This is a genomic window from Acinetobacter sp. GRABPA_MV_2 (genome assembly GCF_056725885.1).
Map to the genome: position 1 here is coordinate 64,531 of NZ_JBWZNA010000015.1, position 24,421 is coordinate 88,951.

A 24,421-nucleotide genomic window follows, 5' to 3' on the forward strand; every position below is an offset into this window, starting at 1 on the left:
ACATGAATCACACATTTAAATGGCAAGGCCGACATGATGGCGAGGGTGAGGCACACCAACGTATTCACCATATTATGAATAAAACCCAACCTGCTGAATTTGCCCTGATTGGCTTTAGTTCTGATGAAGGTGTGAAGCGTAACAAAGGCCGAGTCGGAGCTGCCGATGCACCAGATGCAATCCATACTCAACTTGCTAACTTACCTATTCATCGCCCAGTCAGTATTGTCGATTTGGGTACGGTGACCTGCGAATCTGAGAATTTAGAGCAAGCCCAAACCGAGTTGGCGGAGCAAGTCGCAACTAGCCTACAAAATGGTTTAAAACCGATTGTACTTGGTGGTGGACATGAAGTTGCATTTGGTAGCTTTAGTGGTCTGTTCCAATATATACAAGCCCACGCGCCAGATAAAAAAATAGGCATTATTAATTTTGATGCCCATTTTGATTTGCGTGAAGCTGAACATGCCACCTCTGGAACACCATTTTTACAGGCAGCTCGACTTTCAGAACAGCATCAAAAACAATTTAATTATTTATGTATTGGGGTCGCCAACCATGCCAATACTAAAGTTTTGTTTGATACAGCTGATGCTCTAAATTGTTCATATTTAAGAGATCATGAGGTTAATATTTTTAACCTAAACAACGTGCTCGCAGCGGTTGATGCTTTTATTGAAAAAGTAGACTGCTTGTACGTTACGATTGATTTAGATGTTTTCGCGGCTGCGGTTGCACCCGGAGTCAGTGCGCCAGCTGTAAAAGGAATTGATTTAGCCACTTTTGAGGCAATTTTTAAGCATATTCAAGAGACTGGGAAAATCAAACTTCTAGATATTGCTGAGTGCAATCCTAAATTTGATTTAGACAATAGAACAGCAAAACTGGCTGCCTATATTGTTTATCAATATTTGTTTTCTTGAGAAACAATTTTTAATGTAGAAATTCAAAAGTGCACTGAGATTGCTCATGTGCACTTTTTTTTAAGTTCTTGGTCTATTAAAGTCAGATGTGGAATATAGATAGCAACTATAAATAATATAATTAAAAAGAAAATTAATTTATAAAATCATTTAGTTAAAAAAATACTCGATTTTTACACCATTTTATATGCTGCTTGGCACGTAATTTGTTTTGTCTTTATTTTAACCTTTGTTAAATATTTCTGGATAATTAAATGAAAAACAGAACCTTACAATTGGCTTGTATCAGTGTTTTATTTTGGATGTCTCATTCTTCTAATGCTACAACCCCCGAAATAAATACAAATAGCATCGAAAAATCACAATCTAAACAAAAGAGTGATATCTCTGTTCGGGTGAAAGCTTTAAACCAACTTTTACAGGAACAGTGGGAATATACTTTGAAAAATAGTCCTGAAACTGCAACCGGTTTAGGAGATTTACGCTACAACAATCGATGGACAGAGCTTTCAAAAAATCAGATCGAGAAAGATAAAAAAAGTACCCAAAATTTTTTAAAACGTTTTGAAGCGATTGATAGCACAGGATTTTCAGCAACTGATCAATTAAATAAAGATTTAATGATTTATCAGTTGAAAGAAACACTTAAAAATTATGATTTGAAATTGTATGAGATGCCTTTTAATCAAATGTGGGGACTACATTTACAATTTCCGGGATTTATTAGTTCGATTCCATTTGATAATGCTAAGCAATATCAAGACTATATTTCTCGTTTAAAACAAATTCCTCTTATTCTTGATCAAGGTATTCAGTTAGCGAAACAAGGTCAAAAAGATGGTTTGATGCCACCCAAATATTTAATTGAAAAGGTGGCAAAGCAGATTAATAGCATTGCAACTCCCGCAGGGAAGGACAGTGTTTTTGCCTCTCCATTAAAGCAATTTCCAAAAAATATTTCGAAAGCAGAACAAGAGCGTTTAAGCCGTGAATTACTACAGGCCATAGATCAAAATGTTCGACCTGCCTATCAAAAACTCGGGATGTTTATTCAGAAAGATTACTTACCCTATGGACGACAACACGAGGGTATATGGAGCTTGCCAAACGGTGACGAGCTCTATCGCTTTTATGTAGAAAACAATACGACAACCTCTGAAAGCCCTGAAAATATTCATCAGCTCGGGTTAAAAGAAGTTGCTCGTATAGAAGCGGAAATGTTGAAAATTGCCAAAGCGCAAGGTTTCAATGACTTAAAAAGTTTCCAACAATCCTTAAAAACAAATCCAGCGGTTTTCCCAAAATCTCGTGAAGAAATTTTAGAAATTTATCGCGGGTATATTGCGCAAATGCAACCGGAGTTGCCGAAGCTCTTTGGTTTATTACCTAAAAATAAAGTCGAAGTTTTACCTGTAGAGCAATATCGAGAAAAAGAAGCGGCAGGTGCGGAGTATCACCAAGGCACACCTGATGGTTCACGTCCCGGACAAGTGTATGTGAATACAGGGGACTTCTCTGAACGTTCAAAAATATCAATGGAAGCGACCGCTTACCATGAGGCAATTCCTGGCCACCACATGCAGATTGATATTGCCCAAAACTTGCCAAATTTACCGATGTTCCGAAAGCAACCCAACCATACCGCTTATATTGAAGGATGGGCACTTTATGCAGAGCAGTTGGGTAAAGATGTGGGTTTCTATAAAGACCCGCTTTCAGACTATGGAAGACTATCGAGTGAGTTGTTCCGTGCTTGTCGTCTAGTGGTTGACACTGGGGTACATTATAAAAAATGGACCCGTCAGCAAATGATTGATTTTATGCGAGAACATTCTGCTTTAGATGAACCAGATATTCAGGCAGAGACAGATCGCTATATTGCTATTCCTGCCCAAGCATTAGCTTACAAGATGGGACAACTAAAAATCCTAGAGTTACGGGAGCTAGCCAAACAAGAGCTTGGAGACCGTTTTGATATCAAAGCATTCCATGACATGGTTTTAGATGCAGGAACATTGCCTTTAAATATTCTGGATGCACGTATTAAAAATTGGATTAAGGAACAAAAAGCTGCAGCTTAAAACAAAAATCGAAATTTAGGTCAGGTCCTCGTTGGGCCTGATTTAAAAACCGATAGAAAACAGAATATAATAATGAAAAATATAGTTTCTTTTAGAATTTTAAATTGGAAAAAATAATGAACCAGAAGAATAACCCGATAGGAATGATTGATTCTGGTTTAGGCGGGCTGTCTCTATTTAAGTACATTCGGCAGGCCCTTCCGAATGAAGATATTATCTATTTCGCTGACTCGAAATATGTCCCGTATGGAGACAAAGAAAGCGACTGGATTGTTTCACGAACCACACATTTAATTTCAAACTTAGTTGCTCAGGGCAAATGCAAAGCGATCGTGATTGCTTGTAACACCATGACGGCTGTAGCGATTGAAACGATTAGAGCGCAAATTAATGTGCCACTTATTGCGATAGAACCAGCGGTAAAACCCGCTGTAGCAATGACCATGAGCAAGCATATTGCTGTCTTGGCAACAGCAACGACGGTTAAGGGAAAAAATCTTAAGAATTTAATCGAAACTTACGCACAAAATATCAAAGTGTCTTTAGTACCTTGTATTGGTTTGGCCGAAAAAATTGAAACGGGCAAAGCGCATACCGCGGAAGTTAAGGATTATTTAGAAAATATTTTGGCGCCGTTAGTCGAGCAAAAAGTCGATACGATTATTTTAGGATGTACGCACTATCCATTTGTCTCGGATACGATTCAGGAAATTGTAGGTCGTGATATTCAAATTATTGAGCCTTCGGAAGCTGTAACAGCGCAATTAATTCGGCAGCTCAATCAATATCATTTAAGTTCTGAAAGTCCAAATGAGGGAAATCATATTATTTGGACCAGTTCAGACCCGTTGGAAGTTGCGGAAGTGACTTTTTCTTTGTTAGGTGCACGTTTACCTGTAAAAGCTATAGAAAAGTAAACTCTAGAAAAGATGATAAGAGGTATATGCTTATCATCTTATATATTTATATAAACTGTTAAATTAAAATTAACGATAAATATATTTTATTAACTAAGTGTATATAACCAAATTTTATATTTTAAATTTAATTAAAAGCCATAAGTATAATAAAAAGATTAATATTATTTGAATATGAATAAAATTATTATATTTAAACTTTTTTATTAAAATAAATTGACGTTCTTTATTATACCAATTATTATTTCGTTGCTGGCCTACATCGCCAGTCGGTTTTGACAGACCGTGTCTAGCGTGTCGGGTTATACTTTCTCAGTATTTCCCGTGTGGAACCTTTGTGCCCCCTTTTTCTCTATGGTAGGGCGGAAGGGGGACGCGTACGCGCGTGCTGATCGCTAGGCTCAGTCTGTCAACCCTCTTTCGTTCTGCCACCCTAATCAATTGACGGTGATTTGGTGGTAGGACTCCATTTTTAAGGAGTTGGCCATGCCACTATTTAAATTCATTTTCTCTCTCAGTTAATAATTTTATTTATTTAAAATTGGGATTCTTACAACCTAATTTTTAAAATTTATAAATTATTTTTATTTTAAAATTTTAATTATTTTATTTTCCTATATTTGTGGGAGGGTTGATTGTTATTTAAAAAATTATTTTAATATTAAGATTGATCATATTTTTATTTTATTTAAAGATATAAATAATCATGAGAATAATATGAAACTTCATAAATTTATATTAGTTTTAAACCTTGTGTTCGGTGCTTACAGTATTACAAATGATGATGCCAATGCTCAGCAGGAATTTAAAAGAATTTGTTCGTTAGGTGAACACAGGCAAGCCAGTTGCAATTGTATTTGCCAACAGCTTGCACAGGTGTATTCACCTCAAACCGTACAACGTTTAAAACACACCAGTTTGCAAAGTCCTGATCTCCCACAGGACTTTGCCCCTAATTTGTTCAGCAGCATTCAACGCTGCGACAAAACTGAAATGGGCTAAGTTCGCTTAGCTCCTTTATCTCTGTGTCGCAATGATCTCTCAAACTTTAAATCAGCGCAAAAGTAAAAGTCCATTGTGACATAGGGTCCTAGAGGGGCTTTACTATCAAACTAGATTTTCTTTCACATAAAAGCGTCTGTGGAGCGATATGAACGCAATAAAAAAGCCCGATAGGCAATTAATGCATATCGGGCTTTCTAATCAGCAGAAGCGATCTACACCTTTTATGGCATAGATAGCATGTCTGATTATTATTCTACAGTTACTGACTTCGCCAAGTTACGTGGCTGGTCAACGTCTGTACCACGTAATACAGCAACGTGATAAGACAACAACTGAACTGGCACGCTATAAACGATTGGAGCTAGCCATTCGTTTACTGCTGGAATATGCACAACGTGTTGACGGTCTTTTTCATTGATTCCGCTATTTTCGTCAGCGAAAACAAATAACTCACCACCACGTGCCTGAACTTCTTCCATATTTGATTTGAGCTTATCAAGCATTTCATCATTTGGAGCAAGAATGACGATCGGCATTTCACTATCAACAAGTGCTAATGGACCGTGTTTTAACTCACCAGCTGCATAGCCTTCTGCATGAATATATGAAATTTCTTTTAGCTTTAATGCGCCTTCCAACGCGATTGGATAATTCGTACCACGGCCTAAGAATAAGCAGTGATTTTTTTCAACGAATAATTCAGACAAACGCAAAATTTCTGGGTCATTTTTGAGGGTATCAAGAATAACTTTCGGGCTGTGCCATAACTCACGTGTAATTTCTTCAAGCAGAGCAGGGCTAATACGTTGTTTCACTTGACCAATTTTCAAGATCAACAACATAAGCGCAGCAAGCTGAGTTGTAAACGCTTTAGTTGAAGCAACACCAATTTCAGGACCAGCAAGCGTCAATAAGTGATGATCAGTTTCACGAACCATTGAAGACGTAGCAACGTTACAGATGGTTAAAGTCTGAATGTCGATATTGTTTGCTTTCGCACGCTTTTGAGTTTCACGTAGTGCAGCTAAAGTATCGGCAGTTTCACCTGACTGTGAAATACAAATATAAAGTGTATTTTCAACAATTACAGGGGTGCGATAGCGGAATTCACTTGCGATTTCAACTTGGCAAGGCACACCAATCAGTTGCTCAAACCAATATTTCGCAATCATTCCTGAGTGGTAACTTGTACCACACGCAATGATTTGTACGCTTTGAATTTTGTTGAAATCTGCATCAGCATTTTTCAAGAAATCATCACGTAAGCTGTTGCCATCAAGTGCTTGAGAAATCGTTTGCTTGATTGCTTCTGGTTGCTCATAAATTTCTTTGAGCATGTAGTGCTTGTATTCACCTTTTGATGCACTACTTACAGTTGCATCAAGCTCTCGCACTGGACGCTCAACGCGTTCGCCATTTGCAAATACTTCAATTGAAGTACGGGTAAGACGGGCAATATCACCTTCTTCTAGGTACATAAAACGATTAGTTACAGGCAAAAGTGCAAGTTGGTCTGAACTAATAAAGTTTTCACCAATACCTACACCAATCACGAGTGGTGAACCTTCACGTACAGTAATCAGTTCATCTGGATAATCGCTATGGATAATACCTAACGCGTAAGCACCTTTAAGTTGAGGTACAACAGTTTCAACAGCTTCTAAAAGGCTATCTGTACTTTTTAATGCTTCAGCAACTAAGTGTGCAACAACTTCTGTATCTGTTTGAGAAGTAAAAACGTAACCTAAAGCTTGAAGGTCATCTTTTAGTTCTTGATAGTTTTCAATGATACCGTTATGTACAACAGCAACCTTACCAGACATATGCGGGTGAGCATTGTTTTCAGTTGGTTTACCGTGTGTTGCCCAACGGGTATGTGCAATCCCGATAGCCCCTGTAAGCTGGTGTTCAGCAACTGCATCGGCAAGATTGATTACTTTACCTACACGACGCTCACGTAAAATTTGTTGGTTATTCAGTAAAGCAACACCCGCAGAATCATAACCGCGGTATTCAAGACGTTTTAAACCTTCAATTAAAATCTCGGTTACACAACGCTGTGCAACGCCTCCGACGATACCACACATACTTCAATCCTCTTATTTTTTAAGCTTTTGGGGACGTTGATAATTTGCTTTTGAAATTTGTTGCGCACGTTCAAAGGAGAGACTTTGTTCGGCTACATCTTTCGTAATCACAGAACCTGCACCAACTGTTGCACCATTCCCAATGGTCACCGGGGCAACCAGCGAGCTATTAGAACCGATAAAAACGGCATCGCCAATAGTGGTTTTGTGTTTATTTGCACCGTCGTAATTACAAGTAATCGTACCTGCCCCAATATTCGATTCAGCACCGATTTCTGCATCACCTAAATAGGTGAAATGGTTGGCTTTACTGCCCAATCCAATCGTTGTGTTTTTAACTTCAACAAAGTTGCCGATATGTACTTCATTTGCCAATTTAGCACCCGGGCGTAAGCGTGCAAATGGTCCAATTTGAGCATTTTCACCGACAATGGCACCATCAAAAACGCTATAAGCCTGAACTTTGGTGCCTGCGGCAATTTTTGTATTCTTTAGAATACATCCAGCGCCGATTTCTACAAAATCGCCCAGTTCACAGTCACCTTCAATAATCACATTTACGTCAATACGAACGTCATGTCCAACTTTCACAGAACCGCGTAAGTCAAAGCGTGCAGGGTCTGCAAAAGTTACGCCTTGTTGCATAAGCTCTTTTGCTTGCTGTTGCTGGAACTCACGTTCAAGTGCAGCAAGTTGTAAGCGGTCATTGACGCCTTCAACTTCAAAAGCGAGTTCTGGTTGAATAGATGCGATTTCTAGACCATCTGCAACAGCCATTGCTACGATGTCAGTTAGATAATATTCGCCTTGCGCATTTTCATTTGAAAGTTTAGGCAACCACTCATGAAGTTTTGCATTGCTAACACAGTAAATACCTGTGTTGATTTCTTGAATCTGACGCTGAGCTTCTGTTGCATCTTTATGTTCAACAATCGCTTGAATCTTACCTTCTTGACGAACGATACGACCATAACCTGTTGGGTTGTCGACATGTAAAGTAATCATGCCAATGCCCGTTTTACTTGAAACTTCAACAAGTTGCTCTAGCGTTGTTTGACGTACTAAAGGTACATCACCATAAAGAATTAATGAAATACCGTCTTTAGGAAGTACGGGTAAGGTCATTTGTACTGCATGGCCTGTACCTAGTTGTTCTGCTTGTTCAACCCACTCAATATTTTCTTGTGCAAAAGTTTGTTTGACGTGGTCACCACCATGTCCATAAATTGTAATAATATTTTCTGCGTGTATTTTTTTTGCTGTTTGAATGACATGTCCTAAAAGTGGGCGACCCGCTAAAGGTTGTAGTACTTTAGGAAGCTGAGAACGCATACGCGTTCCTTTGCCTGCAGCAAGAATAATGACGGTAGTTGACATGAATAACTCTAATGATTTAACTCAAATGGATAATAATTAGTGTACAAAGAGCAGCCCATACACCGGCAATAATATCGTCAAGCATAATACCAAAACCACCATGCACTTGACGATCAATAACGCGTATAGGCCAAGGTTTCCAAACATCGAAAATCCGAAATAATATAAATCCCCCAATCACCCACATCCAATTCATTTGTTGTAAATAAAGCAGAGGAAGAAAGGTAATAGATTGACCTGCAAACTCGTCCCACACAATTCGACCATCATCGTGTACATCAATAACTTTTGCAGTTTGACCACAAATATAAATTCCTACCAAGGACATGATAAGGATAGCGATTAAGCTTAAGTTAAAGCCAAGCGATAACCAGATTGGAACGAAAAGTAGGGCAAAGGCAGAGCCAAAAGTACCGGGAGCTTTAGGTGCGAGACCAGATCCGAAACCAACTCCACAGAAAACGATGCAGCGGTTGAACCAAGACATGTCCTTAAAATGAATCGGTGGCTTATGCAAAGTGTTGGTATCCATGAATTTGCAATGGGTAATCTGAACCCAAATGCTCAAAAGTTAGTTGTGTTTGCTCAACGATCTCTCCGATCATTGTAATCTTAATGTCTAGTTGTATTTGCAAAAGTTTTTCATAATTTTGCGGTGTTATTGTAAAACATAACTCGTAATCATCACCACCAGCTAAAGCATATTGCCAGCGCTGTTGTTCTGGTAGTGCTTGTAGTGTTGAATCAATCGGTAACTTTTCTAAAAGTAACCGAGCACCGACCTTTGAAGCTTTTAAGATATGGCCTAAATCTTGGGCTAATCCATCAGAAATATCAATCATACTAGATGCTAATCCCTTCAGCTGTTGTCCAAGCTGACAACGTGGTGTCGGGTAGTCTAGTCTTTCTTGTAATGGATGACCTAGGTGCTGTAAACCATACGCGGCATCACCAACTTGACCGCTCACACAAACATAGTCACCGACTTTGGCACCTGAACGTAACACGGCTTGGCCGGTTTCAACCCAGCCCATGGCTGTGACAGTAATAGTGAGATGAGGGCCTTGGGTCGTGTCTCCACCAATGAGAGCAACCCCAAATTGATTACAGCAGTCATAAATTCCCTGACTGAATCCTTCAAGCCATTCATGATCAATTGTAGGTAGGCTGAGCGCCAGTAAAATACTATGCGGTTTTGCCCCCATTGCTGCAATATCTGAAAGATTGACAGCTACGCTTTTCCAGCCAATTGCATGGGCAGAGGTATCAAGAGGAAAATGACGTCCAGCAACGAGTGTATCTGCACAGATCACCAATTGTTGGTTTACGGGAGGGGTAATTAAGGCTGAGTCATCTCCAATACCCAAGGTGACATCTGTGTAAGATTGTCTGTTAAAGTATTGGTCAATAATAGAAAACTCAGCCATATCAACTTCAAACCTATTAGTTTGCTTGTTGTTTTTCAGCACTACGTAGTGTTGAACTTAAACGATCTAAAACGCCATTAATGTATTTATGGCTATCTGCTCCACCAAAGTGTTTAGCGAGTTCAATAGCTTCATCTAGAACTACTCGATAAGGTACTTCTAAATGATCACGTAATTCATAAGCACCCAAGCGTAATGTTGCTAGCTCTACACCATCAAGTGCACTAAGTTCACGGTCAAGTACCGGAATAAGTAATGCATCAAGATCTTCGTGCTGTGCAATCACTTGTGTTAGCAGTTCGTGATAGTAGTTTAAGTCTACCTTGTGCATTGCATTTTCAGCACGAGTGCGTGCTTCGATTTCATGTACAGGGTTGTGACTCATTTGCCACTCATAAATACCTTGTACAGCAAAACGACGTGCTTTACGTTTTGCTGCATAAGCGGCTTGCAGTGTTTGAGACATGCTTTAAATTGCCTTTAATAAATTAACCATTTCAATAGCAGTCAATGCAGCTTCGCTACCTTTGTTTCCTGCTTTTGTACCTGAACGTTCGATGGCTTGCTCGATGCTATCAGTAGTTAATACACCATTGATGACAGGCAAGCTGCTTTCTAACGCGACTACACCTAAACCTTTTGCACATTCACCTGCAACGAAGTCAAAATGTGGTGTGCTACCACGAATAACTGCGCCAAGTGCGATAATGGCATCAAACTGGTTTGATGTAGCTAATTTTTTAGCAACAATCGGGAGTTCCCATGCGCCAGGAGCGTGAATAACAGTAATGTTATCTTCATTTACACCATGGCGTTTTAATGTGTCGATTGCACCATCCAATAAATGTTCAACAACAAAGCTGTTGAAACGACCCACTAAAATCGCATAACGACCTTCGCTTGCGAGATGTAATAAACCTTCAATACGGCGAATTGCCATAGCAACCTCGATTATTTCGTTGTGATTTGATCAGCAGTGACATATTCCACTACTTCTAAATTAAAGCCAGATAAGGCATTGAAACGTAATGGTGAGCTGAGAAGCTTCATTTTTTCAACACCTAAGTCACGCAAAATTTGAGCACCGACACCAATGGTTTGATATTGATGTGAAAGTGCTGCATTGGATTTCACCGGTTTTGGCTTATTTAAATCATCCAACGCTGGTCCCAAGTCTTGCAAATGATCTTGTCCGATCCAGACTAAAACACCGCGATCACTCGCTGCAATCGTCTGTAGGGCACGGTCTAAATTCCACGCAGGTTCACCATCAGCTTTATTTAGCTTAAGCAAATCGCGAATTGGACTAAAACCATGTACACGTACTGTTGTAACACCTTCTTTTGGCTCGCCTTTAACTAAAGCCAAATGAATGTCTGGGTTACCAATCTCACGATAACGATAAAGTTCAAATGAACCATATTCTGTTTGAATCGTTTTTTGATCCAGACGTTCAACCGTTTGCTCATTGGTCATGCGGTAGTGAATCAAGTCCGCAATTGTACCAATTTTTAAGCCATGCTTCTCAGCAAAAATTTCTAAATCTGCACGGCGTGCCATTGTGCCATCTTCATTAATGATTTCACAAATGACAGAAGCTGGTTCAAGACCTGCTAAACGTGCTAAATCACAACCTGCTTCAGTATGACCTGCACGATGTAAAACACCGCCTGGTTGTGCCATTAACGGGAAAATATGACCCGGCTGTACGATATCAGTTGGTTTTGCATGCGCTGCGACAGCAGCTTGAATTGTATGTGCACGCTCTGCTGCTGAAATACCCGTGGTAATACCTTCAGCGGCTTCAATTGATAAGGTAAAGTTTGTACTGTGCTGAGCACCGTTTTGGTCAACCATCAACGGAAGGTTTAACTGTTTACAGCGCTCACGGCTTAGCGTTAGGCAAACTAGACCACGTGCATGGGTAATCATGAAGTTAATATCTTCAGGACGAACATGCGTTGCTGCAATGACAAGATCACCTTCATTTTCGCGATCTTCGTCATCCATCAAGATAACCATTTTGCCTGCACGAATATCGGCGACAAGATCTTCAACACGACTCAGCGGCATTCGCTTTCACCTTTTTTTGTCGTAAGACAATTTCTATTTAATAAATTTTGCATAGTTTACGCTGTTTAGAGAATTTTGCCTATGATTCTGATTTATCCAAATTTGTGACATCTAAGAATAGATCGAGATTTATTTATACAAATAAATCATAAGAAAATGGAGTGGTTTTAAATAAAAGCCATGAATTTAAATAAAAAAAACCTAGCCAAAAGGCTAGGTTCTGATGCGCGTAGTTACTTTTTATGAAGCTGCACTACTTGGACTATCATTTTGTGGGATTGATTTTTTCCCCATTAAAATTTCAGTCCGGATATTTTGAGCAAGTTCAGCACATTCTGCATTCATACCATTGATCATAAATGCATGACGTGTCATCACATTGCTTGGGTTTGGCATTGCAACAAGTTGGTAGCTGTCTTGAATTGCTTTGAGCTGTTCATTTTCGAGATATAAAGCTGACTCTTTAGCGTGAAGATGCTGTGCTAAACGTTGAGCAGCTTCTTTTGCATCGATTTGCATAGCTTCTACAGCATTACACGTTGCACTACGAGTTTGCAGCGCAAAACGTTTATCTTCACGGTAACGTTTATATAAAACATCTGAAAGTAATTGGAATACGGTTCCAATCATAAGCAGACATTCTACGGCATGCGTATGAGGGGTTGAAATCGCAAGTGTCGCGCCTTCGGCATTAAATTCATCTACTACTTCAATATCTGTGAGCTTCAATTGGTAATGCTTAACGCATAACTCAATACTCTTGTTTAAAAAGAGCTGGCAGAGCTTGAAATAAGGAACAGATACCGATTGATTAACACTGCTTAATAATTGTTTAGGGTCATAAAACTGAATATTGAGTGCCAACGTATGTTGGTCAGCTGAATCTGAAGTTTTCTCGGCTTGTTGGCGAACTGCTGGTTTCGCTTTAGCTTGTTGCTGAGCTTGTGCAACCAAGGTTACCGTATTTTGTTTTTCTAGAGCCAATGCTTGAGTTAACTGCTGAATTTCATGCTTCAAGCGGTTTTCTTCATTAATGCGTGCCAAATATTCGCTTCGTGTTGGACGAGCAATCGCGCGATAGGCAAGCCACAATAAAACATGCAAAAACAGAGAAGCTAAAATTGCAAGCCATTGAGTACGAAGAATTTCTCCAATACTTGGCTGAATCAACGTAACTTCGATAGATCCCACTTTCTTTTCATTTTGAAGGGCATCACGAGCAAAAATTTCGCCTTGGCGGGTTTTTGAAATTCCGCTTGTTGCTAGAACCTGTTTGTTCGCATCAAGAATGCGAATAGAGGCAACACTTGGATTGGTCGCATAGCGATTGGCAATCAGAGCTAAAGACACCGTATTAGCAGGTTCAAGCTCAGATAAGCTGTCTGCAACGAGCTGACTGGTCATGAGCTGACCTTGACTCGCACGGTTTTCATTAAGCTGGTGTGTCGTTGCAATGACCAATAAAAAGGTATGCAATGCAAAACTAACGATCAGTAGGCTAGCAAATAGCCCTTGTCTAGGCGCAATCAAGTTAAACTTCCAAGGCAATTATATTGAAATTCGATTATGATTCTTACAATAGTTGTCACTCAGACTAGAGTCAATTCATGCGAGAAATCATTCTTATATCCTTTTTAGGACCGGACCAACCAAACCAGTTTACCCGATTAATGCAAGTACTATCCGTACATTCATTGCAAATACTGGATGTAGGTCAGGCTGTTATTCATAATCAACTTACATTAGGCATTGTGGTCGCTTCTGATAATGAAACTGCGACCGCATTGGCAATGAAAGAGATTTTGATTTTAGCACATGATATTGGCTTAACAGTGCGCTTTAAACCAATCACGGGCGCAGAATACGATCAATGGGTAAGTGAAGGTGGTCGGACTCGTTATATCGTCACGGCTTTAGCGCCAGAACTCACTGCGGCACACTTACAAGCAGTTACAAAAATTGTGTCTAGCCAAGGCTTTAACATCGAAACAGTAACGCGTTTATCAGGTCGTGTAGACTTCGAAAGAGATAATAAATTCCCACGTCGTGCCTGCGTACAGTTTGGTCTAAGTAGCGGCCTAACTTTAGATGCACAAGCCATGCGTGCCGCATGTTTACTTCTTTCAAGCGAATTAAATATTGATGTTGCTGTTCAAGAAGACAATGCTTATCGCCGTAACCGCCGTTTGGTGTGTTTCGATATGGACTCAACATTAATTGAACAAGAAGTAATTGATGAGTTGGCGATTGAAGCAGGGGTAGGTGCACAAGTTGCTGAAATTACTGAAAGAGCAATGCAAGGTGAGCTTGATTTCCAGCAAAGCTTCCGTGCACGTGTTGCATTATTAAAAGGGCTTGATGCTGCTGTTTTGCCTAAAATTGCAGAGCGTTTAACCATTACCGAAGGTGCGGAGCGTCTTATCTCGACCTTAAAGGCACTTGGTTATAAAACGGCAATTTTATCTGGTGGATTCCAGTATTTTGCTGAATATTTACAAGGCAAACTCGGTATTGATGAAGTTCACGCCAATATCTTGGATGTCCAAGACGGCTTTGTAACAGGCGAAGTGAAAGGTGCGATTGTAGATGGTGCCCGTAAAGCTGAGCTATTACGCGAGCTTGCAAATAAGATGGGGATTTCTCTAGAGCAAGCGATGGCAGTAGGCGATGGTGCAAACGATTTACCAATGCTTGCGATTGCAGGCTTAGGCGTTGCCTATCGTGCAAAACCATTGGTACGCCAAAATGCAAATCAAGCGATTTCAAGTGTTGGTTTGGATGGTGTGCTGTATTTACTCGGTATGCATGATAAAGATTTAAATCGTGCTTAACCTATATGAATAAGCTTTAAGCGCTACTTCAGAGTAGCGCTTTTTTTATGCAGAATAGTTATAAAAACAAGCAAGTTATGACAAAATTTTGCACAGAAAAAAGGCAATAAAAAAATCTGAAAAAAACTTATTTTGGGCCTTAAAAACAGCATATTTTTTTGTAATGACACGCCAGAATTGATGCCATATAGGGAATCGAACTTTTTGAATTTTACAAAAATGTAATGACAAAAGAATGTTGCGACAAAGTATGTCGCATTAAGAAAAAACGGGTCTTTTTTTCTAAAAAAAAACATCCATAATGCATCGTAAGCTTCAACACAAATCATGAATTAAAGTTGTTTTTGGAATGAGGTCGGGTATTTAAGACCGAATGTTTTTAGACGTTTTCATTAAGACGGAGGTTTCTATGGTAACAGCGAATTTTGCCGCTATCGCCGGATTCAGCTTAATTGCTGTCGCGCTTGTTGCTGTTTTCTTTTCTCCTTACCGTCGTTGGCTTGGTTTTATGCTTGCAGGGATGTTCTTTTGGGGGCTATTGGAAGTGGTCCGTTTTGGAGTTCAAGTCACTTTTGAAATGCCAGTCACATATAGTTATTTAACTGCACTAAGTCTAGCGATGGTAATGGTTACATTTATTCTGTTACGTGAGGATAAACAAGCACAAAAGGCATTGGCAAATCGCCAATATATAGAACACACGCCAGTATATGAAGATGATCAGCAGCAATGTTCTAGCCGATAATTAAATTGTTATCTAACGGTAAAAAGGTATGCACAGCATGCCTTTTTCATTTACGAAACGTGATTTTTATTATACAAAGCATTTATTAAAAAATAGCCAGTTATGCTACGATAGATGCGTCTGTTGACGTTTCATCTAGATTGCGTTGCCAGCTAAAAAATTATCAATTGATGCATAAAACACAGGCAATGGTATGTCGTTGCTAAGTTTTGCTCTAAAGTTTTCATAAAAATACAATAGGCGTGAATGTTCATGAAACTTTCTTCCATACCTGTAGTCAAGTTACCTCTCGTTGATGTCAGTACAGACCCGTTAGATTTATTGGTAGCAGGTTTAGTGCTGCGTATGAAGCAGTTGGCGCGTACTAGCCCTAAGTTTATTGAACTGATTCATGACCGCGCGTTCCGTATTCAGATTGGTACAGACCTAGGCGTTGCACGTCAGATCATTATTAATAATGGTCAAATTGACACGGTTGCAGGTGCACCTGAGAAAGCTGATTTTATTTTGCAATTCGCAGACAGTGAGCAAGGTGTAAAAACTTTGATTAAAGGTGACCCAACAGCATTTATGACGGGTATGCAAGACGGCAGCATTAAAATGGAAGGTGATTTCAGCCTATTGGTATGGTTTAACCAAGTCGCTAAGCTCATTCCACCTAAGTTACCAAAGCCAGTAAAAGAAAAAGTACGTCAGGCGCGTGCTTTCATTAAAGAGAAAACTGGACGTTAATTGCTAGACATAAAAAAAACTCCCATTTGGGAGTTTTTTTTATGTCTATGCTTCAACTTCCAAATTGAAAGTTACTGGCCCATCATTAATGAGGTGTACTTTCATATCCGCAGCAAAAATTCCTGTTTGAACGTTTTCAAATTGAGAATGTGTATATTCAACCAATTGTTCGTATAACGCTTTTGCATCGCTAGGTGGCATCGCTGGGCCAAAGTCTGGACGCAAACCTTTTTGTGTTTGTGCCATTAAGGTAAATTGCGACACAAGCAGGATTCCACCATTTGCTTGAGATACATTCCAGCCCATTTTGCCTTGCTCATTATCAAAGATTCGATATTTCAAAATTTTATCAATAAGCTTTTGGCCAATAGCCAAATTATCATCTCGGCCAATGCCTAAAAAGACTAATAGGCCTTGTTGGATTTCGCCTGTAGTTTCACCGTCTACCACCACTTTGGCTTCAAGAACTCGTTGTATTAAAGCGCGCATAGTTAAAGCAAATTTCTTTAATTAATTGAATTAACTTAGTTTAGCAGAATTTAAATTAAATGATTTTTAAAAGGAAATTTCATGGAACTGCAACAATGGTATAAAACCTCGCAATTCATCCATAAAAATATGCTTTAATGCTAAGAAGCAAGCGAATAATCATTGACTATGTCTCCAATTATCCATTCTTTACTAGATACAGACTTGTACAAATTTACGATGTTACAAGTGGTTTTGCATAAATTCCCGCAAACCCATAGTGTCTATCATTTCCGCTGTAGAAATTTAGAAGATACTGTCTATCCACTAGTAGATATTTTGGATGATTTAAATCAGCAACTCGACTATTTGTGTAGCCTTAAATATAAAGAAGATGAGCTTCAATATTTACGTAAATTACGCTTTATCAAAAGTGACTTTGTTGATTATTTAGAACTATTTCAACTGAAACGACGTTTTATTCAGGCTAGCATTGATGCAGAAGGTCGTTTGGATATTCGTATTGAAGGTCCAATGGTCCAGGCCATGATGTTCGAGATTTTTGTTCTGGCAATTGTAAACGAGTTATATTTTAGCCGTATCAAAACAGACCAAGTTTGGGCTGAAGGCGAACGCCGTTTACAAGCAAAACTTGATTTGATTCAGCAATATGAAAAATCTCAACAGCCGAATGATCCACCGTTTTTAGTTTCTGATTTTGGTACACGCCGTCGTTATAGCTTTGCATGGCAAAAGCATGTCGTAGCGGCATTTCATAAAACTGTACCAAATGTGTTCCGTGGTACAAGTAATGTGTTGCTGGCTAAAGAGCTTAACATTACACCAATCGGGACCATGGCACATGAGTTCCTGCAAGCTTTTCAGGCACTTGATGTACGTTTGCGTGATTTCCAAAAAGCTGCTCTGGAAACGTGGGTACAAGAGTACCGTGGAGATTTAGGAATTGCCCTAACCGATGTGGTAGGGATGGATGCTTTCTTACGCGACTTTGACCTGTATTTTGCCAAACTCTTTGATGGTTTACGTCATGACAGTGGCGACCCGTATGAGTGGGGCGATAAGGCGTATGCGCACTATCGTAAATTAAAAATTGATACTAAAACCAAAATGTTGACCTTTAGTGATGGTCTTAATTTGCCAAAGGCATGGGAATTGCATCAGTACTTTAAAGATCGTTTTCAGGTGAGTTTTGGCATTGGAACTAATTTGACCAATGACATGGGGCAAAAGCCGCTGAATATTGTGTTGAAACTGGTTGAATGTAATGGTCAGTCAGTTGCGAAAATCTCAGATAGTCCGGGTAAAACCATGACTGACAACGATACTTTCTTGGCCTATTTACGTCAGGTTTTTGAAATCGAAGAACTTGAAGAAGCGGTTTAAGTAAAAAGTAGTCTCGCTATTTTTTATTTTTAAAAGTGAGAATGCTGATATCTGATTTTCTGCTAAAGCGTAGCAGAAAATCAGAGTTTGTTAGATATATGCTTATGCTAAGATTGAAAATAAGCTGGTATAAAAAGAAACCATGACGATGACACTCCCTGATTTTAAACTCGATTTATTAATAGAAGCAGAAGAATTAGTGCCTTATTTAGGCAATGAATATATTCGCATTATAGATTTGAGCCGTGCATCGGTTTATGAACAACTCCATATTCCACATGCCATTCATTTACAGCCTAAATGGTTAGTGGCTCAGCATGAAGAAGCAACTGGTGTTTTGCCGGATGAAGCGGGTTTACAAGCACTTATTGAAAAATTGAATATTTCACCTAATCATCATGTTGTAGTGTATGACGATGAAGGTGGGGCATGGGCTGGACGTTTAATCTGGAATTTGCATTGCCTAGGATTTACCCGTACCAGTTTAATTAACGGCGGTATCCATGCATGGTTAGGTGCAGGCTTACCCACTACAGCAGAAGTCGAAAAAGTTTCTCCTGTTACAGACTTAATTCAAATTGATTTATCACATGCCGCTCAGTTCCGTGTGAACTATGAAGAGTTGCGCAAACAAGTTGAACAAGAAAGTGTGCAACTATGGGATTGCCGTACGAGTGATGAATATAGTGGTGTCCGTTTAGCAGCGCGACGCGGCGGTCACATTCCAAATGCCCTCCATTTTGAATGGAGTACTGCACTTAATCGTCAAAATCATCTAAAATTGCATCCGCTTGAACGCACGCGGCAGCGCCTTGAACAACTTGGGTTCGATTTACAACAACCTGTAGTCGTGTACTGCCAGTCACATCATCGTTCCGGTTTGGCCTATATTCTGGCTAGACTCTTGGGCTGGGAAGCAAAAGCCTATGATGGTGCGTGGAGTGAATGGGGCAATCGCCTCGATAGTCCTATTATTACTGGAGAATCACCCTCGTGAGTTTCACATCTCGATTAAAAAAAGAATTATTTATTAAGGCACAAAACCTTGTACCACAGCACCAATTGAGCCGTGTGGTAGGTAAAGTTGCTGCGAGTGAAAATCCAGTTGTAAAAAACGCTGTTATTCATGCGTTTAAAGCTAAGTATGGGATTGATTTATCGATTGCTGAACAAGGCAATGCACTGAAATATAAATCTTTTAATGACTTTTTTACCCGTGCATTAAAAGAAGGTGTACGTCTAATTGATGAAAATGCAGATAGTATTGTGTCACCAGCGGACGGCGCAATTTCCCAAATTGGTAAAATTACTGCGGGTGAAGTCTTTCAAGCAAAAGGTCAAAGTTTCTCTGTAGAGAAATTAATTGGCGATCCACAACTTGCTCAACCATTCCAAGATGGTGAGTTCGCGACAGTTTATTTATCACCACGCGATTACCACCGTGTTCATATGCCGTTTGCAGGTACTTTAACAGAAACGTTATATGTGCCAGGTGAGCTATTTTCGGTAAATCAGGTCACTGCTGAAAATGTACCGGGATTATTTGCTCGTAATGAACGTATGGTGTGTTTGTTTGATACTGAACTTGGCCGTATGGCTGTTGTTCTAGTGGGGGCGATGATTGTTGCTGGTATTGAAACTGTGGCAACAGGCAAGGTAAAACCTTCAGGTCGTATCGAATTACAGCATCATCAGTTAAAGCTAGAGAAAGGTGCTGAGCTTGGACGTTTTTACTTAGGTTCTACAGCCGTTATTTTATTTGAAAAAGATAAGATCGAATGGGAACAACGTTTTAAAGCTGAGTCTGTGGTTGTAATGGGCGAGCGCATGGGACATACAGTTTAGTAAAAGATATAACCACTATAAAATAAGTAAACCCTGACTTTAATTATTCAGGGTTTATTTTTTTGATTTAAGTTATATAAAATTAAAATATATAACTATGTTTGGATTTATATTATATAGAAAAATAATTATTATTAAGTGATCTAAATGAGTACGTTATATGAGCTAGTCTATAAATATGTATCTGAAGAGAGCAAAAATATTAATATGATTAAAAATTAATAAATAAAAATAGAATGAAATATTTAAGTTAGACTTAAGTCGAGGTTTTAATTTTATTTGAAGATAAGTTATTAAATCTAAAAAAATTATTTATTTTTTATAACCATGAAGCGCTTTTTTGATATTACACAACTTTAGCCTTGGCACAATGCTTGCTACTTGTTTAGGACTTTACTGTAACTTTCATATTTTTTAGGTTCTGAAATCATGTTAAAAGTTAAACGCCTGACAGCTTCGGTTTTATCTGTACTTTGTATTTCACTCACCCATGCCAATGATTTTAAAGTTTTAAATCAAATTTCAAAACAGCCTACTCAACTTCAAAGTGGCGAATATAAAGGTAATTATTATGTTCCCTCTACTTTAAATACCATTACATGGGGCTATTTACCAAATCGAGATGCTAAACCCGTGCTTACTGTTCCGTCGGGTAGTGTAGTGACATTCGATACGGTTTCTCATGAAGGTTTGCTTGAAGACCAGGGGCGTAATGCTGAAAAGTTCTTTAAATCGAAGGGTGTAAATTCTAATCAAATATTGGAAGATGCAAAAACAATTACACAGTCAAATTTAAAGCATGATTTTCATAAAGATGGGCCACATATTGTGACAGGTCCTGTTGCCATTGAAGGCGCACAGCCCGGTGATATTTTGAAAGTTGAAGTACTTAAAGTTGAACCGCGTGTTCCTTACGGTGTGATTTCAAATCGACATGGTAAGGGGGCTTTAGTCGGGGAGTTTCCTAAAAAAGCGAAGCAAGAAAATGCATCGGCTGAACATCCTGAACGCTATGGAAATGTATCGATTTTCACCCCAATTGAAAAAAATGCACAAGGTGAATATGAAGGGGTATTAAAAGCAGAATCTGGTAAATCAATACGTTTTCCGCTGTATCCTTTTATGGGAATTATGGGGGTAGCAGCCAATACATCTGAGCCTGTTCACTCTGTACCACCTGCAATGTATGGCGGAAATATTGATATTAATGAACTAGGGGCAGGTTCAACCGCGTATTATCCTGTTCAGGTTAAAGGTGCATTATTCTATACGGGTGATAGCCATTTCGCGCAAGGCGATGGGGAAGTGGCATTAACGGCACTAGAAGCTTCAGCCCGCGCCACGCTCAAATTTACCTTACTCAAAGCAGGTAAGGACAAAATACCGGGCAAAGATTTAAAACAACCTTTAGCTGAAAATGCTGAATTTTGGATTACACCGGGACTTGATGAAGATCTTGATGAAGCGATGAAGAAATCTACACGTGAAGCCATTCGTTTCTTAAACCAAGAATACGGTATTGACGAAGCAACAGCGTACGCCTATTTAAGTGCCGCGACTGATTTTGAAGTTTCACAAGTAGTAGATAAAACCAAAGGTATTCATGCAAAAATAAGAAAAGCTGATTTTAAAGAATTTGAAAGTAAATAATTGAGATGATCTGAGCTTGGTATTTAAAATATTAAATACCAAGTTAATCTTATCTTAACTATTTATAAGTATTATATAATTTATAATTAAGTATAATAAATATCACACATATTTATTAGTATAAAATCTAATGCAATCACTTCCAAACGTTCTACTATATCTTGCTGCTTTATTAACATTCTGTGCTGCATTACTTCATTTTGTTTGTGTGTTCTGGGGAGCAAATGGTTTTCGGTTTTTAGGGGCGGGGAAAAGTATTGTCCATATGGTTGAAAGAGGGCACTGGTATCCTAATTTTACAGCTATAACTGTGGGGTTAATTCTAACTGTATGTGCTATTTATGCCTTCTTTGCAGCAAAGGGAATACAGGTATTACCATTTACTAAACTTATTTTGTCACTTGTTTCAGCGGTTTTTCTTATCCGTGGTTTTGCTTTTCCATGGTTAAAGTCAAAATTTGTGGGAAATAGTGATTTATTTTGGTATATCAGCTCAGCCTTTTGTTTAATACTCGGTGCTTTATATGCCGCAGGCGTATATTTAATTTGAAACGAATATATTCTAAGTGAACTAGAGTGAATAATTTTAAAAATTAAAAAGGGAGCAACGCTCCCTTTTTAATTATTTAGTCCAGCCATATTTTTTGAAAATAGTATTGCCTTGCTGTGAAGATAGAAAATCTACAAAACGTTTAGCCTCAGCATCTTTTAGACTATGTTTGGTTAATGCAACACCTGTATCACGATAGACAACTAGCTCTGGTTCGATAGGGATAATTTGTCCAACATCTGGGTTACTGATTCCCCAAATATTAAAGACTAACCAAGCATCATAGCTGCTATTTTCTTCCCAGCTTTTCTTGGCAATCCCTGTATTGGCTGCATAGGTGGCAATATTCTTTCGAAAAGCTTTTGTTAATTGAATATTTCCGGTTCTGCCAGCAATATCTTCCCACATACCGACTTGACCTGCACCATGTGTAACTAAAACTTTAATATTGGGTTTAGCTAGGTCTTTAAATCCTTTAATATTTTTAGGATTACCTTTGCGTACTAAAATGGCTGCGGGGCGTAAATATAAAGGTTCCACCGAGTCTTTTATAATTTGCTCAGAAAAGGTATTTTCGAAATCAGACATCATGGCTTCGGAACCACTATAGATAACATCTGCATCTAGTTTCGCTTTTTCAGACCATTGAGCAGTAGGACCAGAAGTCACATGGACTGCTATGCCAGTTTTATTGGTGAATTGTTTGGCGGCTTCTTTCATGGCGGGTGCGGGCCCACCCGGACCATAGACTTGTACGTCTGCAAAACTATGGATAGATAGAGAACCGAGAATAAGAAAAATCAGGTAGGGTATAAATTTTTGTTTTGACATTTTAATCACTATAGTAATTAAGAAAATATCAGCATATATTTTTTATTATTGAAATTGGATTAATTTTTGCAACGATATTTATAATACATTTCTTTAAAATATATTTAATGAGATTTTAATAGACTATATATAAATGTAAATTATTTTGAGTTAAATATAAATATAGAAGATTCTATGGTAATTTATATTTTATAAATTAATTATTTAAATAGATGTAATGTAAATAATAGAGGAGTAATCCCTTGATTAAAAAAAGTAATTCTTTTTTTAAAATTTTATTTAGCAGTATTTGTTTGGTGTCTGGCTCTGCTATGGCTGCTCAAATTACCGATTTGGGTAAGCAAATTGTGAGCGAAAAACCAGGCTCAATACTCTCTATAGCACAACAAGATGTGACAAATTTATTTCCTCATGCAGATCAGCGCTTGTTGGTTAATTATCGTAGTCGAGGTATTCAGGGCGAGCCCATTGTGGCATCAGCTTTTATTTTATTACCGAAAGGAACACCACCAAAAAATGGCTGGCCGATACTGGCTTGGGCGCATGGTACGACAGGAGTTGCTGATACTTGTGCACCTTCGGGTGACTATGTGGGTGGACCAGTTCACTCATATCAAGAGGTTGCTTCCAAAGCTTTAGATGGTTGGCTTGCCCGTGGCTATGCAGTTGTTGCACCTGATTATCAGGGCTTAGGTACACCGGACGGGCATCCTTATATGAATGCAAAGAGCCAACTACATACGGTTGTCGATGCAGTGCGTGCATTGCATTTGCTTAAGCCCAAGAGCTTTAATAAACAGTGGTTGGTGATGGGGCACAGTCAAGGTGGGGCTGCGGCAATTGCAGTGTCTGCCTATGGTCAAAAAGATGCACCTGAACTAGATTTAAAAGGGGCAATTGCTCTTGCGCCAGGCGGCTATCAATATGAAGGCATTGCAGAATATGTGAAAACTAATCCGAACCCAGAACCTAGTGTGGCCGCTTTTTTCCCGATTGTGTTATTGGGAGCACAAGCAGCAGAACCAAGTATTGTTCTTGAAAACTTAGTCAGTGCAGAAATGAATGCGGTGCTAACTCAAGCGCGCAGTCGCTGTTTATCTGAACTTCAATCTGATTTGAAGAAGTCTCCTTCTAGCATATTTCTGCCTAATGCAGACTTAAAACCTCTTCTGGCTTATCTAAAACAACAGTCCATTGAAAATATGGTGCCGACTGTGCCGTTAATGATTGTTCAAGGTTCTAAAGATCATTTAGTCGACCCTAGAGGCACATCTGCTTATTATCAGCAGTTATGTAAATTAAAAAAACCAACTATATATCAAACGATTGATGGCGGAGACCATCGTGATGCATTACGCCAGAGCAATACTTTTGCCACTAGTTTTTTAAACGTAATTGAGAAAAATCAGACAAAATCGTATTGCTCTAATTTTAAGTAAATTATTTTAAATAATACAAAAAAGCCGACTTTTCAT

At 38.8% G+C, this 24,421-nt stretch carries 23 protein-coding genes and 1 pseudogene; 13 read left to right on the top strand and 11 right to left on the bottom strand.

Going from position 1 to position 24,421, the window contains the following annotated elements; genetic code table 11:
- Window positions 1-2: 2 nt before the first annotated feature.
- The 4 genes and pseudogenes from hutG to ACXM0J_RS13525 all read left to right on the top strand — a co-directional run bounded on the left by hutG (window position 3) and on the right by ACXM0J_RS13525 (window position 4,933).
- A complete protein-coding gene (gene hutG / locus ACXM0J_RS13510; RefSeq protein WP_086265712.1) occupies window positions 3-923 on the top strand; it encodes a formimidoylglutamase in 921 nt (306 codons plus the stop codon).
- A 254-nt stretch (window positions 924-1,177) separates the two neighbouring features.
- Complete coding sequence (locus tag ACXM0J_RS13515; protein WP_086265711.1) at window positions 1,178-3,004, top strand: DUF885 domain-containing protein; 1,827 nt, start codon at window positions 1,178-1,180, stop codon at window positions 3,002-3,004.
- Between the two features lie 116 nt (window positions 3,005-3,120).
- The gene (murI, locus tag ACXM0J_RS13520; RefSeq protein ID WP_086265710.1) at window positions 3,121-3,921 is read left to right on the top strand and encodes a glutamate racemase; all 801 of its coding nucleotides are present in this window, start codon (window positions 3,121-3,123) and stop codon (window positions 3,919-3,921) included.
- A gap of 717 nt (window positions 3,922-4,638) precedes the next feature.
- Window positions 4,639-4,933, top strand: a pseudogene (locus ACXM0J_RS13525) (hypothetical protein).
- A 241-nt stretch (window positions 4,934-5,174) separates the two neighbouring features.
- Here ACXM0J_RS13525 and glmS read toward each other — a convergent pair.
- The 8 genes from glmS to ACXM0J_RS13565 form a co-directional block, all read right to left on the bottom strand.
- Window positions 5,175-7,013: a glutamine--fructose-6-phosphate transaminase (isomerizing) gene (glmS, locus tag ACXM0J_RS13530; RefSeq protein WP_086265709.1), complete on the bottom strand. Its 1,839-nt coding sequence runs from the start codon at window positions 7,011-7,013 to the stop codon at window positions 5,175-5,177.
- 12 nt (window positions 7,014-7,025) lie between these two features.
- Window positions 7,026-8,390, bottom strand: coding sequence for a bifunctional UDP-N-acetylglucosamine diphosphorylase/glucosamine-1-phosphate N-acetyltransferase GlmU (glmU, locus tag ACXM0J_RS13535; RefSeq protein ID WP_086265708.1), 1,365 nt, complete (start codon window positions 8,388-8,390; stop codon window positions 7,026-7,028).
- 16 nt (window positions 8,391-8,406) lie between these two features.
- Window positions 8,407-8,922, bottom strand: a complete 516-nt coding sequence (locus tag ACXM0J_RS13540; protein WP_016143831.1) for a phosphatidylglycerophosphatase A family protein — start codon at window positions 8,920-8,922, stop codon at window positions 8,407-8,409.
- The gene (gene thiL, locus ACXM0J_RS13545) at window positions 8,900-9,817 is read right to left on the bottom strand and encodes a thiamine-phosphate kinase (protein WP_086265707.1); all 918 of its coding nucleotides are present in this window, start codon (window positions 9,815-9,817) and stop codon (window positions 8,900-8,902) included. Before thiL ends, ACXM0J_RS13540 begins: the two co-directional genes overlap by 23 nt.
- 16 nt (window positions 9,818-9,833) lie before the next feature.
- Window positions 9,834-10,283 carry a transcription antitermination factor NusB gene (nusB, locus tag ACXM0J_RS13550; protein WP_002119137.1) on the bottom strand — a complete coding sequence of 150 codons (450 nt, stop codon included), beginning with the start codon at window positions 10,281-10,283 and terminating at the stop codon, window positions 9,834-9,836.
- Between the two features lie 3 nt (window positions 10,284-10,286).
- Window positions 10,287-10,757 (bottom strand): 6,7-dimethyl-8-ribityllumazine synthase, encoded by a 471-nt coding sequence (ribH, locus tag ACXM0J_RS13555; protein WP_002119264.1) that lies wholly within the window; start codon window positions 10,755-10,757, stop codon window positions 10,287-10,289.
- Window positions 10,758-10,768: 11 nt separating this feature from the next.
- Window positions 10,769-11,890, bottom strand: coding sequence for a bifunctional 3,4-dihydroxy-2-butanone-4-phosphate synthase/GTP cyclohydrolase II (ribBA, locus tag ACXM0J_RS13560; RefSeq protein WP_002119278.1), 1,122 nt, complete (start codon window positions 11,888-11,890; stop codon window positions 10,769-10,771).
- A gap of 240 nt (window positions 11,891-12,130) precedes the next feature.
- Entirely contained in the window at window positions 12,131-13,438 is a 1,308-nt protein-coding gene (locus ACXM0J_RS13565) for a hypothetical protein (RefSeq protein WP_086265706.1), read from the bottom strand.
- Between the two features lie 59 nt (window positions 13,439-13,497).
- On the opposite strand from ACXM0J_RS13565, the gene serB reads away from it, so the two are divergent.
- Window positions 13,498-14,721 (top strand): phosphoserine phosphatase SerB, encoded by a 1,224-nt coding sequence (gene serB / locus ACXM0J_RS13570; protein WP_086265705.1) that lies wholly within the window; start codon window positions 13,498-13,500, stop codon window positions 14,719-14,721.
- 23 nt (window positions 14,722-14,744) lie between these two features.
- On the opposite strand, the gene ACXM0J_RS13575 is transcribed toward serB, so the two are convergent.
- On the bottom strand, window positions 14,745-15,017 hold the full coding sequence (locus ACXM0J_RS13575; protein ID WP_086265704.1) for a hypothetical protein: 273 nt from the start codon (window positions 15,015-15,017) through the stop codon (window positions 14,745-14,747).
- Between the two features lie 113 nt (window positions 15,018-15,130).
- On the opposite strand from ACXM0J_RS13575, the gene aciT reads away from it, so the two are divergent.
- Both aciT and ACXM0J_RS13585 read left to right on the top strand, forming a co-directional pair.
- Window positions 15,131-15,466 carry a ciprofloxacin tolerance protein AciT gene (gene aciT / locus ACXM0J_RS13580; protein ID WP_002119105.1) on the top strand — a complete coding sequence of 112 codons (336 nt, stop codon included), beginning with the start codon at window positions 15,131-15,133 and terminating at the stop codon, window positions 15,464-15,466.
- 252 nt (window positions 15,467-15,718) lie between these two features.
- Complete coding sequence (locus ACXM0J_RS13585) at window positions 15,719-16,198, top strand: SCP-2 sterol transfer family protein (RefSeq protein WP_033849133.1); 480 nt, start codon at window positions 15,719-15,721, stop codon at window positions 16,196-16,198.
- A 45-nt stretch (window positions 16,199-16,243) separates the two neighbouring features.
- Here ACXM0J_RS13585 and dtd read toward each other — a convergent pair whose 3' ends face one another.
- Entirely contained in the window at window positions 16,244-16,687 is a 444-nt protein-coding gene (gene dtd, locus ACXM0J_RS13590; protein ID WP_086265703.1) for a D-aminoacyl-tRNA deacylase, read from the bottom strand.
- 168 nt (window positions 16,688-16,855) lie between these two features.
- On the opposite strand from dtd, the gene pncB reads away from it, so the two are divergent.
- From pncB to ACXM0J_RS13615, 5 genes are all read left to right on the top strand, one after another.
- Window positions 16,856-18,070: a nicotinate phosphoribosyltransferase gene (pncB, locus tag ACXM0J_RS13595; RefSeq protein WP_046812089.1), complete on the top strand. Its 1,215-nt coding sequence runs from the start codon at window positions 16,856-16,858 to the stop codon at window positions 18,068-18,070.
- Window positions 18,071-18,218: 148 nt separating this feature from the next.
- Window positions 18,219-19,067, top strand: coding sequence for a sulfurtransferase (locus ACXM0J_RS13600; protein WP_086265702.1), 849 nt, complete (start codon window positions 18,219-18,221; stop codon window positions 19,065-19,067).
- Window positions 19,064-19,915: an archaetidylserine decarboxylase gene (asd, locus tag ACXM0J_RS13605; RefSeq protein WP_014207963.1), complete on the top strand. Its 852-nt coding sequence runs from the start codon at window positions 19,064-19,066 to the stop codon at window positions 19,913-19,915. Before ACXM0J_RS13600 ends, asd begins: the two co-directional genes overlap by 4 nt.
- A 429-nt stretch (window positions 19,916-20,344) precedes the next feature.
- Window positions 20,345-21,565 carry an acetamidase/formamidase family protein gene (locus ACXM0J_RS13610; protein WP_086265701.1) on the top strand — a complete coding sequence of 407 codons (1,221 nt, stop codon included), beginning with the start codon at window positions 20,345-20,347 and terminating at the stop codon, window positions 21,563-21,565.
- Window positions 21,566-21,695: 130 nt separating this feature from the next.
- Entirely contained in the window at window positions 21,696-22,115 is a 420-nt protein-coding gene (locus ACXM0J_RS13615; protein WP_139841482.1) for a hypothetical protein, read from the top strand.
- 72 nt (window positions 22,116-22,187) lie between these two features.
- On the opposite strand, the gene ACXM0J_RS13620 is transcribed toward ACXM0J_RS13615, so the two are convergent.
- Complete coding sequence (locus ACXM0J_RS13620; protein WP_086265700.1) at window positions 22,188-22,946, bottom strand: AcfC family putative adhesin; 759 nt, start codon at window positions 22,944-22,946, stop codon at window positions 22,188-22,190.
- Window positions 22,947-23,188: 242 nt separating this feature from the next.
- Between ACXM0J_RS13620 and ACXM0J_RS13625 the strand changes: the two genes are divergently transcribed.
- Window positions 23,189-24,385, top strand: a complete 1,197-nt coding sequence (locus ACXM0J_RS13625) for an alpha/beta fold hydrolase (protein WP_213034443.1) — start codon at window positions 23,189-23,191, stop codon at window positions 24,383-24,385.
- Window positions 24,386-24,421: the final 36 nt, after the last annotated feature.